The organism is Mycobacterium sp. UM_Kg1, assembly GCF_000972925.1.
In the GTDB taxonomy this organism is placed as follows: Bacteria; Actinomycetota; Actinomycetes; order Mycobacteriales; family Mycobacteriaceae; genus Mycobacterium; species Mycobacterium hiberniae.
The window spans coordinates 1-11,367 of sequence record NZ_JRMK01000124.1 but is presented as its reverse complement, the minus strand read 5'-3'; the positions used below and the strand labels follow the sequence as shown (position 1 = coordinate 11,367).

The window sequence follows — 11,367 nt, the reverse complement described above, 5'->3', positions numbered from 1 at the left end:
GCAACGCCGGCAACATCACCGCGTACTGGAAGGGCTACCGCGAATACCACGCCGACGGCCTGACGGAGAAGCTGCCGAAGATGCTGGGCACCCAGGCTGCCGGGGCGGCGCCGCTGGTGCTGGGCGAGCCGGTGGCCAACCCGGAGACCATCGCCACTGCGATCCGGATCGGCTCGCCGGCGTCCTGGGCGCAGGCCGTGGCGGCCCAGCAGGATTCCGGTGGGCGCTTTCTGGCCGCCACCGACGAGGAGATCCTGGCCGCCTACCACCTGGTGGCTCAGACCGAAGGCGTGTTCGTCGAGCCGGCCTCGGCCGCCAGCATCGCCGGCCTGCTCAAGTCGGTGGAGGACGGCTGGGTCGCGCCCGGTTCGACGGTGGTGTGCACCGTGACCGGCAACGGGCTCAAGGACCCCGACACCGCGCTCAAGGGCATGCCCGAGGTGACCGCGGTTCCCGTCGACGCGGCCGCGGTGGTGGCTGAATTGGGACTGGCCTAGTGGTCCAGGTGTTACCGACCGGGTTGACGGCCAGCGTTGCGGTGGCGGCGTCGAGCGCCAACCTGGGGCCCGGGTTCGACTCTCTGGGCTTGGCGCTGGGCCTCTACGACGAGGTGACCGTCGAGACGGTCGAGTCCGGTCTGGTGGTGCGGGTCGAGGGCGAGGGTGCCGGCCAGGTGCCACTGACATCGGATCACCTTGTGGTGCAAGGCATCATGCGCGGACTGCGCGAAGCCGGGGTGCAGGCGCCCGGGTTGGTGGTGCACTGCCGTAACGCCATCCCGCATCAGCGCGGCCTGGGTTCGTCGGCGGCCGCGGTGGTCGGCGGGCTTGCCGTGGTCAACGGCCTTGTCGCGCAAGTGGATCAGCCCTGCCTGACCCAGGAGCAGCTGATCCAGCTGGCGTCGGAGTTCGAGGGGCACCCGGACAACGCCGCGGCTGCCGTGCTGGGCGGTGCGGTGGTCTCCTGGACCGAGAGCAGCCCCGACGGCGGTGCCGCCTACTCGGCGGCGGCGCTGCGGCTGCACCCCGACATCCACCTGTGCCCGGCGATCCCGCAACTGCGCTCCTCGACCGCCGAGACCCGTGCGCTGCTCCCCGAGCAGGTCAGCCACCACGACGCCCGGTTCAACGTCAGCCGCGCCGCGCTGCTCGTGGTGGCGCTGACCGAGCGCCCTGATCTGCTGCTGGCGGCCACCGAGGACATGCTGCACCAGCCGCAGCGGGCCGCCGCCCAGCCCGAGTCCGCGGCGTTGCTGCAGCTGCTGCGCAGGCACGGCATCGCCGCCGTGCTCTCGGGTGCCGGGCCTGCGGTGATCGCGCTGACCACCGTGCCTGCGCTGCCGGCCGAAGTGCTCGGCTCCGACGAGGCCAGGGCGTTCCAGATCGCCGAGATGCCGGTCGGCGAGGCGGTCACCTGGAACTCCGGGGTGGCGGTACCGGGTTGAGGCGCGCCGAGGTGGCTGTTGCGTCCAGCACAGAAGCGGGCTATCCTCGGTCCCGTCCCGCATTCGCGGCATCAGCACCTGAGTCAGACTGCTATGTCAACCGGGATGCCACCAAATTCTTCCCGTAGCTGACGGTTTGCGTTACGACGCCGTCGATACGGGCAACACCGTTACACAGTCGACGGTGACACGCACTCGGCGGGTCCGCTGAATGCAACTTAAGCCCCTCGCGTGAGGAAACCGCCGAGGGAAGAAAGGAAATCCGTGACCGAAACGGACCTCTTCGCGGCTGAAGGCAGCACCGACCAGGAATCGTTGCCGACCCCCCCGATCACTTCTGCGACCAGCCCGGATGTGGCCGCTGACGGCGGCGAGGCCGCACCGTCCGCCCCGGCTGAGAGCGCTTCGGCACCCGAATCCGGTGCCGCGACCGCCGTTGCCGATGGCGCACTGACTTCGATGGTGCTGCCGGAACTGCGGGCGCTGGCCAACCGCGTCGGTGTCAAAGGCTCTTCCGGGATGCGCAAGAGCGAACTGATCGCCGCGATCCGCGAGGCGGGCGCCAACGGCGGCCAGGCCTCCAACACCGAACCCAGCGCGGAGCAGTCCGCGAACGGCGTCGCGCCTGCCGCGGCCGCTGAGGCCACCGAGGCCACTGAGGCCGAGGCCCCCGCAGCACCGCCGCGGCGCGAGCGCCGTGGCGCCAGCCGGGCGACCGGTGCGCCCGCGGCCAACGCCGCAGCGGCCGACAAGCCCGCCGAGCAGGACAACGCCGCAGCGGCCGACAAGCCCGCCGAGCAGGACAACGCCGCCGAGGCCGACAAGCCCGCCGAGCAGGGCAAGCCCGCCGAGCAGGACAAGGCCGGCGACGGCGACGCCCCGGCCGGGTCGCGCAGGCAGCGCCGCACCGAGGACAGGGCAGACAAGTCGGACAAGCCCGAGCAGTCCGGTGAGCGGCGCGAGCGTGACGGCGCCAAGGCCGAGGACGGCGCGCAGGCCAAGAACGACGACCAGGGCGATGCCGCCAATCGCGGCGACGACGACGAAGGGCGCGGCGGCCGGCGCGGCCGGCGCTTCCGGGACCGGCGTCGTCGTGGCGAACGCGGCGGCGAGGGCGGTGCCGGCGGCGACACCGCCGAACTGCGCGACGACGACGTCGTGCAGCCGGTCGCCGGCATTCTCGACGTGCTGGACAACTACGCGTTCGTGCGTACCTCCGGTTACCTGGCCGGGCCAAACGACGTCTACGTCTCGATGAACATGGTCCGCAAGAACGGGCTGCGTCGCGGCGACGCGGTGACCGGCGCGGTGCGGATTCCCCGCGACGGCGACCAGCCCAACCAGCGGCAGAAGTTCAACCCGCTGGTGCGGCTGGACTCGGTCAACGGCGGCCCCGTCGAGGACGCCCGCAAGCGTCCCGAGTTCTCCAAGCTGACCCCGCTGTACCCCAACCAGCGGCTGCGGTTGGAGACCTCGCCGGAGAAGCTGACCACCCGTGTGATCGACCTGATCATGCCGATCGGCAAGGGCCAGCGCGCGCTGATCGTGTCGCCGCCCAAGGCCGGTAAGACCACGATCATGCAGGACATCGCCAACGCGATCACCCGCAACAACCCGGAGTGCCACCTGATGGTGGTGCTGGTCGACGAGCGCCCCGAAGAAGTCACCGACATGCAGCGCTCGGTCAAGGGCGAGGTCATCGCCTCGACCTTCGACCGGCCGCCGTCAGACCACACCCAGGCGGCCGAACTGGCCATCGAGCGGGCTAAGCGCCTGGTCGAACAGGGCAAGGACGTCGTGGTGCTGCTCGACTCGATCACCCGGCTGGGGCGCGCCTACAACAACGCCTCCCCGGCGTCGGGCCGCATCCTGTCCGGTGGTGTGGACTCCACCGCGCTCTACCCGCCCAAGCGGTTCCTGGGCGCGGCCCGCAACATCGAGGACGGCGGCTCGCTGACCATCATCGCCACCGCGATGGTGGAGACCGGCTCCACCGGTGACACGGTGATCTTCGAGGAGTTCAAGGGCACCGGCAACGCCGAGCTCAAGCTGGACCGCAAGATCGCCGAGCGCCGGGTGTTCCCGGCGGTCGACGTCAACCCGTCGGGCACCCGCAAGGATGAGCTGCTGCTCTCGCCGGACGAGTTCGCGATCGTGCACAAGCTGCGCCGGCTGTTGTCCGGCCTGGATTCGCACCAGGCCATCGACCTGTTGATGAGCCAGCTGCGCAAGACCAAGAACAACTACGAGTTCCTGGTGCAGGTCTCCAAGACCACTCCGGGAATGGACAACGACTGACCGCTGCGGAATGCGTGAGCCGCTCCCGCTGTTTTGGGGGAGTGGCAGCGTAGCTGGCATAATCGAAAACCTCAGGTTCCGGTTCACGTCCGCCCCAAGGCGGGCGACCCGGCGGCCGACGATCGAAGAGGACATCATGAAGACTGGCATTCACCCGGCCTACGTCGAGACCACCGTGGTCTGCGGTTGTGGCAACACCTTCACCACCCGCAGCACCAAGGAGAGCGGCCACATCGTGGTCGAGGTCTGCTCGCAGTGCCACCCGTTCTACACCGGCAAGCAGAAGATTCTGGACAGCGGCGGCCGGGTCGCGCGCTTCGAGAAGCGCTACGGCAAGCGCAACGCCGGTGGCGCAGCAGCTGCAGCGACCGACGACAAGTAGTTCCCTCACCGACGCCCGGAACGTGCCAGCACGTCCGGGCGTCGGCTTGCGTTCGGGGATGGAGGTGAGATGACCCACAGTGTTCAGGGGATCGACGCCCTGCTGGCCGAGCACGCCGCCCTGGAAACGCAGCTGTCGGATCCCGAACTGCACAACGATCCGGCCGAGGCGCGGCGGGCGGGACGGCGTTTTGCCCAGCTGGCTCCCATCATCGCCACCCACCGCAAGCTCGAGTCCGCGCGTGGGGACTTGGAGGCCGCCCGGGAACTGGCCGCCGACGACGCGTCGTTCGCCGCCGAGATCCCCGATCTGGAGGCCCGGGTCGCCGAGCTGGACACCGCGCTCACCGACATGCTGGCGCCCCGCGACCCGCATGACGCCGACGACATCGTGCTGGAGGTCAAGTCCGGCGAAGGCGGGGAGGAGTCGGCACTGTTCGCCGCCGACCTGGCCCGGATGTACATCCGCTACGCCGAGCGGCACGGCTGGAAGGTGACGGTCCTCGACGAGACCACCTCAGACCTCGGCGGCTACAAGGACGCCACGCTGACCATCGCCAGCAGGGGCGACAGCCCCGACGGTGTGTGGTCGCGGATGAAGTTCGAGGGCGGCGTACACCGCGTGCAGCGCGTCCCGGTGACCGAGTCGCAGGGCCGCGTGCACACCTCGGCTGCCGGGGTGCTGGTCTATCCGGAGCCCGAAGAAGTGGGCGAGGTGGCCATCGACGAGTCGGACCTGCGTATCGACGTCTACCGGTCCTCCGGCAAGGGCGGCCAGGGGGTCAACACCACCGACTCCGCGGTGCGCATCACGCATCTGCCGACCGGGATCGTGGTGACCTGCCAGAACGAGCGGTCCCAGCTGCAGAACAAGGCCCGTGCGTTGCAGGTCCTGGCGGCCCGACTGCAGGCGCTGGCCGAGGAGCAGGCGCAGGCGGACGCCTCTGCCGACCGCGCCAGCCAGATCCGCACGGTGGACCGCAGCGAGCGCATCCGCACCTACAACTTCCCGGAGAACCGGATCACCGATCACCGCATCGGCTACAAGGCGCACAATCTCGACCAGGTCCTCGACGGGGACCTCGACGCGATGTTCGACGCGCTGGCGGCCGCCGATAAGGAATCCCGGTTACAGGGGACGGCGTGAGCCGCATCCGGGACGCGATTGATTCCGCTGCGGCGCTTTTCGCTGAAGCAGGAATCGACTCCGCTCGCTACGACGCCGAAGAACTCGCCGCCCACGCCGCGGGAACCGATCGTGGCCGGCTGGCGCTGCTGGAATCGCCCGACGACGAATTCTTCAGCCGCTACCGCCAACTCGTCGCCGCACGCAGTTCCCGCGTCCCGCTGCAGCACCTGATCGGGACCGCTGCCTTCGGGCCGGTGCTGTTGCACGTCGGTCCCGGGGTGTTCATCCCGCGGCCGGAGACCGAGGCCGTGCTCGAATGGATCCTCAAACACGTTGCGGCGCAACCGCTGGGCCCGGTTCCGGTGATCGTCGACGCCTGCACCGGGTCAGGAGCCCTGGCAGTCGCGTTGTCCCGCAGTTTCCCCGGCGCCCGGGTGTTCGCGGTCGAGGACTCCGAGGAGGCGCTGAGCTATGCCGCGCGCAACTGTGCCGGCACGCCGGTGGAGCTGGTTCGCGCCGATGTGACCACGCCCGGCCTGCTGGCGCAGTGGAACGGCCGGGTCGACCTGATGGTCAGCAACCCGCCCTATATTCCCGACGGCGCGGATCTCGACCCTGAAGTGGCCCAGCACGATCCGGCGCATGCGTTGTTCGGCGGACCGGACGGCATGTCGGTGATCGCCCCGCTGGCCGGCCTTGCCGCGCGGTTACTGCGCCCGGGCGGTGTGTTCGCCGTCGAACATGACGACACCACTGCGGCGGCCACGGTGCGCACCGTGCGTGACACCGGGGGATTCGCCGAGGTGGTGTCGCGGCCGGACTTCACCGGACGGCTCCGGTTCGTGACAGCTATCAGGAACGGCCAACCATGACAGAGGTTTACGACTGTGCCGATGCGGACCGGCGTGCGGCCGGCATAGCAGCGGCGATCGACGCCGTGCGCGGTGGCCGCCTGGTGGTGCTGCCGACCGACACCGTCTACGGCATCGGTGCCGATGCCTTCAACGCCGCGGGAGTCACCGCGCTGCTGGCCGCCAAGCGGCGCGGCCGCGACATGCCGGTGGGGGTGCTGGTCGGGTCGTGGAGTTCCATCGACGGGCTGGCCCTGATCGTGCCGGCGACTGCCCGTGAGCTGATCCGGGCGTTCTGGCCGGGCGCGTTGAGCCTGATCGTCACGCAGGCGCCCTCCTTGCACTGGGACCTCGGCGAGGCCCGCGGCACCGTCATGGTGCGCATGCCGCTGCATCCGGTGGCGCTGGAGGTCCTCAAAGCGGTGGGGCCGATGGCGGTGTCGAGTGCCAACGTCTCCGGTTCGCCGCCGGCGGTCGACGCCGCCGAAGCGCAGCGCCAGCTGGGGGAGTCCGTCGAGGTCTACCTCGATGCGGGCCCGGCCGAGCAGGGAGAGGCCTCCACGATCGTCGACCTCACCGGTCCCACGCCCCGGATCGTCCGGCCCGGGCCGATCTCCGCCGAGCAGATCGGCGCCGTGCTGGGCCTGGAGCCGGACGTGCTGACGGGGACACCGTGACCAGCCTGCTGGCGTTGGCCGACCGCGGCGCCGGTGTGCCGTTGCGTGAGCTGGCGCTGGTCGGTCTCACCGCCGCGATCATCACCTACTTCACCACCGGCCCGGTCCGCTGGCTGGCCACCCGGATCGGGGCGGTCGCCTATCCGCGTGAGCGGGATGTGCATGTGAAGCCGACGCCGCGCATGGGCGGGCTGGCCATGTATGTCGGCATCGTCGCCGGGATCTTCCTGGCGTCGCAGCTGCCGGCGCTGACCCGTGGTTTCGTCTATTCCACCGGCATGCCCGCGGTGGTGCTGGCAGGCGGGGTCATCATGGGCATCGGGCTGCTCGACGACAAGTGGGGCTTGGACGCCCTGACCAAGTTCGCCGGCCAGATCACCGCGGCCAGCGTGCTGGTCACCATGGGGGTGGCCTGGAGCGTGCTCTACATCCCCATCGGCGGCGTCGGCACCGTGGTGCTCGACCAGGTGGCATCCATCCTGATCACGCTGGCGCTGACCGTGTCGATCGTCAACGCGATGAACTTCGTGGACGGTCTCGACGGCCTGGCCGCCGGCCTGGGTCTGATCACCGCCCTGGCCATCTGCATGTTCTCCGTCGGCGTGCTGCAGGACCACGGCGGTGACGTGCTGTTCTACCCGCCCGCTCTGATCTCGGTGGTGCTGGCCGGGGCGTGTCTGGGCTTTCTGCCGCACAACTTCAGTCCCGCGAAGATCTTCATGGGCGACTCCGGGTCGATGCTGATCGGCCTGATGCTGGCCGCGGCCTCTACCACCGCGGCGGGGCCGATCTCGCAGACCGCCTACGGTGCGCGCGACGTCTTCGGCCTGCTGTCGCCGTTCTTGCTGGTTGCCGCGGTGATGTGTGTTCCCGCGCTGGACGTGGCGCTGGCGATCATCCGCCGTACCCGCGCCGGCCTCAGTCCGTTCAGCCCGGACAAGATGCACCTGCACCACCGGCTGCTGCAGATCGGCCATTCCGATCGCCGGGTGGTCCTGCTGATCTACTTGTGGACGGCGATCGTCGCCTTCGGCGCGGCCAGCACCATCTTCTTCGACCCGCGCTATACCGGCGCGGTGATGCTGGGTGCGATGCTGATTGCGGTTGTCGTTACGCTCATCCCGTTGCTACGCCGGGACAATGCCCCGGAGGACGGCCCCTACGACACGCGGTAGTAGCACCGTCTAGGATGGTGTTGTAGGTGGTTCCACGGTGCGTTCGGGCATCCGATACGCTCGGCGGGCGACGCCACGACAATGACGCACGGCAGATTCAGATTGGGGTGAGGCGGTGACGACACCAGCGCAGGATGCGCCGTTGGTGTTGCCGTCGGTGGTATTCCAGCCGATTCGGCTGCTGCTGATCTGTCTGGTGCTGACCGGCGCCGCGATCGCCCTGGCCGCTCAGTTCGGCAGCCCGATGTTCGGGGTGTTCTTCGGGCTGGGCCTGGCGCTCGGTCTGGGCAACGCCCTGCTGATCCGCCGCTCGGCGCTGCGGATCACCGCCTCCGACCATCCGCTGAAGAAGAAGATGGCGCTGAACTCGGCGTCTCGTCTGCTGGTCATCAGCGTGATCGGCCTGGCGATCGCTTACCAGTTCCGGCCGGCGGGTCTCGGCGCGCTGTTCGGGCTGGCCTTGTTCGAGGTAGTACTGGTGCTGACCACCATGCTGCCAGTGGTAAAAAAGCTCCGCGCGCAAGCGTCAGAGTCCGGCGCTGAAGGGACGGAAAATGACTGAGTCGATCCTGGCCGAGGGTGGCATTGAGGTCGGCCACCACGAGACCGCGGTGTGGCCGCTGGTCGGTGAGGTCAACATCGACACCATCCTGTCGACCTCGATCGCCGCGGTGATCGTGATCGCACTGGCGCTGTTCCTGCGCGCCAAGGTCACCTCCACCGGCGTTCCCGGCGGGGTGCAACTGTTCTTCGAGGCCATCACCATTCAGATGCGCAATCAGATCGAGGGCGCCATCGGGATGAAGGTGGCGCCGTTCGTGCTGCCGCTGGCCGTCACCATCTTCGTGTTCATCCTGGTCTGCAACTGGCTGTCGGTGCTGCCGGTGCAGTACGCCGACGAGCACGGCGTCCACGAACTGCTTTCCTCTGCCGCGGCCGACATCAACTTCGTGCTGGCGCTGGCGCTGTTCGTGTTCTGCGGCTACCACCTGGCCGGCTTCTGGCGGCGCGGTTTCATCGGCCACCCGCTGCGGGTGCTCAAGGGCCACGTGGCCATCCTGGCGCCGATCAACCTGGTCGAGGAAGTCGCCAAGCCGGTCTCGCTGTCACTGCGTCTCTTCGGCAACATCTTCGCCGGCGGCATCCTGGTCAGCCTGATCTCGCTGCTCGGCCCCTACTTCATGGTTGCGCCGAACGCGATCTGGAAGACCTTCGACCTGTTCGTCGGGCTGATCCAGGCGTTCATCTTCGCGCTGCTGACCATCCTGTACTTCAGCCAGGCCATGGAGCTCGAAGAAGACCACCACTAGTACAACCTGCAGGACCACATCAGAACTGGTAGAGCACTACCAGCTAGCAAGGAGGAATGAAATGGCAGATCCCAATCTGATCGGACTCGGTGCCCTCATCGGCGGCGGTCTCATCATGGGCGGTGGCGCCATCGGCGCCGGTATCGGTGACGGTATCGCCGGTAACGCACTGATCGCCGGAATTGCCCGCCAGCCCGAGGCTCAGGGTCGGCTGTTCACCCCGTTCTTCATCACGGTTGGTCTGGTTGAGGCCGCCTACTTCATCAACCTGGCCTTCATGGCGTTGTTCGTCTTCGCCACCCCGATCGCCGCACAGCAGTAACGCGCACGATGGGTGACATGAGCGTTGTTGTCCTCGCGATGAGCGAGGCGGCTGAGGAAGGCCAGAAGAAGAGCTTCCTCATTCCCGACGGCACCTTCTTCGTCGTCCTCGCGATCTTCGTGATCGTGCTGGCCGTGATCAGTACCTTCGTGGTGCCGCCGATCATGAAGGTGCTGCGGGAACGCGAGAACATGGTCACCAAGACACTCGCCGACAACCGCGAGTCCGCCGAGCAGTTCGCGGCCGCCGACGCCGACTACGAGAAGCAGATGGCGGCGGCGCGCCTGGCGGCATCGACGGCACGGGATGACGCTCGTGCCGAGGGCCGCAAGGTGATCGAGGAGCAGCGGTCGGCGGCAGAGGCGGAGGTGGCCGCGAAGTTGCAGGCCGCCACCGACCAACTGAAGCAGGAAGGCGATGCAGTGAATGAGCAGCTGCAGGCCCGGGTGGAGACGCTGTCTGCCACCCTGGCCAGCCGGATCCTCGGCGTAGATGTCGAGGCTCTTTCCGCGGCGAGCACGGGGCGGTAGCAACAGAGATGTCGATTTTCATCGGGCAGCTGGTCGGCTTTGCGATCATCGTGTGGCTGCTGGTCAAGTTCGTGGTGCCACCGGTGCGCAAGATGATGGCCGACCAGCAGGAATCGGTGCGCAAGCAGCTGGAGGAGGCGGCAGCTGCCGCCGCTCGCCTGGCCGAAGCCGGCCAGGCGCACTCCGCGGCGCTGGCCAATGCCGCCACCGAGTCCGAACGCGTCACCGCCGAAGCTCGTACGGATGCCGAGCGGATCGCCGAGCAGCTGCGCAGCCAGGCCGGTGCCGAGGCGGAACGCGTCAAGGCTTCCGGCGGTCAGCAGGTCGGCCTGTTGCGGGCGCAACTCATCCGTGAGTTGCGGTCGGACCTGGGCGCCGAGGCTGTGCAGCGGGCCGCCGACCTGGTTCGCGCCCATGTGGCCGACCCGCAGCGGCAGTCCGCCACCGTCGACCGGTTCCTCGACGAGCTCGACGCCATGGCGCCGACAGCCGTCGAGGTAGAATCGCCGATCCTGGTGCAGATGCGCTCGGCCAGCCGGCTGGCACTGGCCGGACTGCTGGGCAAATTCGACGAGGTGGCCGGCGGCCTGGACCAGCAGGGCTTGACCGCGCTGGCCGGTGACCTGTCCGCGGTCGCCGAAGTGCTCCAGCGCGAAAGCGTCGTCACCCGGCACCTGAGCGTGCCGACCGACGACGCCGCACCCAAGGTGCGGCTGGTGCAGCGCTTGTTCGCCGACAAGATCGGCGCGCCGGCCCTGACCCTGGTGACCGAGGCGGCCGCGGCCCGTTGGTCGCACGGTTCGGACCTGGTCACCGCGATCGAGCACGTCGCCCGGCAGGCCCTGCTGCTTTCGGCGGAACAGGCGGGCACCGTCGACCAGGTGGAGGACCAGCTGTTCCGGTTCTCCCGCCTGCTCGACGCCCAGCCCCGGTTGGACATCCTGCTCGGCGACACCGCGACTCCGGCCGCCGGCCGGGTCGGGCTGCTGCGCAAGGTCATCGGCGAGGGCAGCGGCGTCAACCCGATCGCCGCAGCGCTGCTCGAGCAGACGGTGCGGCTGTTGCGTGGCCAGTCCGCGCATCAGGCGATCACCGAGCTGGCCTCGATCGCCGTGGCACGCCGCGGCGAGCTGGTGGCGCAGGTCGGTGCGGCCGCCGAGCTCAGTGACGCCCAGCGCAGCCGGCTGAAGACGGTCCTGAGCCGGATCTACAGCCACCCGGTCCGTGTGCAGGCTGTCTCTTATACACAT

Annotated in this window: 13 protein-coding genes; all 13 read left to right on the top strand. The window is 68.8% G+C overall.

The window, feature by feature from the left end:
• On the top strand, window positions 1-497 hold a 497-nt coding region (locus LI92_RS16730; RefSeq protein ID WP_046320774.1), incomplete at its 5' end, for a pyridoxal-phosphate dependent enzyme.
• The gene (gene thrB / locus LI92_RS16725) at window positions 497-1,444 is read left to right on the top strand and encodes a homoserine kinase (RefSeq protein ID WP_046320771.1); all 948 of its coding nucleotides are present in this window, start codon (window positions 497-499) and stop codon (window positions 1,442-1,444) included. The genes LI92_RS16730 and thrB, both read left to right, overlap by 1 nt.
• Before the next feature lie 264 nt (window positions 1,445-1,708).
• Window positions 1,709-3,742 carry a transcription termination factor Rho gene (rho, locus tag LI92_RS16720; protein ID WP_046320769.1) on the top strand — a complete coding sequence of 678 codons (2,034 nt, stop codon included), beginning with the start codon at window positions 1,709-1,711 and terminating at the stop codon, window positions 3,740-3,742.
• Between the two features lie 136 nt (window positions 3,743-3,878).
• Window positions 3,879-4,124 carry a 50S ribosomal protein L31 gene (gene rpmE, locus LI92_RS16715; RefSeq protein ID WP_046320767.1) on the top strand — a complete coding sequence of 82 codons (246 nt, stop codon included), beginning with the start codon at window positions 3,879-3,881 and terminating at the stop codon, window positions 4,122-4,124.
• Window positions 4,125-4,193: 69 nt separating this feature from the next.
• Window positions 4,194-5,270, top strand: a complete 1,077-nt coding sequence (gene prfA, locus LI92_RS16710; RefSeq protein ID WP_046320765.1) for a peptide chain release factor 1 — start codon at window positions 4,194-4,196, stop codon at window positions 5,268-5,270.
• A complete protein-coding gene (gene prmC, locus LI92_RS16705) occupies window positions 5,267-6,124 on the top strand; it encodes a peptide chain release factor N(5)-glutamine methyltransferase (RefSeq protein ID WP_046320763.1) in 858 nt (285 codons plus the stop codon). Before prfA ends, prmC begins: the two co-directional genes overlap by 4 nt.
• Entirely contained in the window at window positions 6,121-6,780 is a 660-nt protein-coding gene (locus LI92_RS16700; RefSeq protein ID WP_046320761.1) for an L-threonylcarbamoyladenylate synthase, read from the top strand. Before prmC ends, LI92_RS16700 begins: the two co-directional genes overlap by 4 nt.
• On the top strand, window positions 6,777-7,955 hold the full coding sequence (locus tag LI92_RS16695; RefSeq protein ID WP_046320759.1) for a glycosyltransferase family 4 protein: 1,179 nt from the start codon (window positions 6,777-6,779) through the stop codon (window positions 7,953-7,955). Before LI92_RS16700 ends, LI92_RS16695 begins: the two co-directional genes overlap by 4 nt.
• Before the next feature lie 115 nt (window positions 7,956-8,070).
• Window positions 8,071-8,517 carry an ATP synthase subunit I gene (locus tag LI92_RS16690; RefSeq protein WP_046320757.1) on the top strand — a complete coding sequence of 149 codons (447 nt, stop codon included), beginning with the start codon at window positions 8,071-8,073 and terminating at the stop codon, window positions 8,515-8,517.
• The gene (atpB, locus tag LI92_RS16685) at window positions 8,510-9,265 is read left to right on the top strand and encodes a F0F1 ATP synthase subunit A (protein ID WP_046320756.1); all 756 of its coding nucleotides are present in this window, start codon (window positions 8,510-8,512) and stop codon (window positions 9,263-9,265) included. Before LI92_RS16690 ends, atpB begins: the two co-directional genes overlap by 8 nt.
• 61 nt (window positions 9,266-9,326) lie before the next feature.
• Window positions 9,327-9,587, top strand: a complete 261-nt coding sequence (locus LI92_RS16680) for a F0F1 ATP synthase subunit C (protein ID WP_019735417.1) — start codon at window positions 9,327-9,329, stop codon at window positions 9,585-9,587.
• An 8-nt stretch (window positions 9,588-9,595) separates the two neighbouring features.
• Window positions 9,596-10,117: a F0F1 ATP synthase subunit B gene (locus LI92_RS16675; protein ID WP_046320754.1), complete on the top strand. Its 522-nt coding sequence runs from the start codon at window positions 9,596-9,598 to the stop codon at window positions 10,115-10,117.
• Window positions 10,118-10,125: 8 nt separating this feature from the next.
• Window positions 10,126-11,367 (top strand): F0F1 ATP synthase subunit B/delta (locus LI92_RS16670; RefSeq protein ID WP_046320752.1); only part of this gene is annotated, 1,242 nt, incomplete at its 3' end.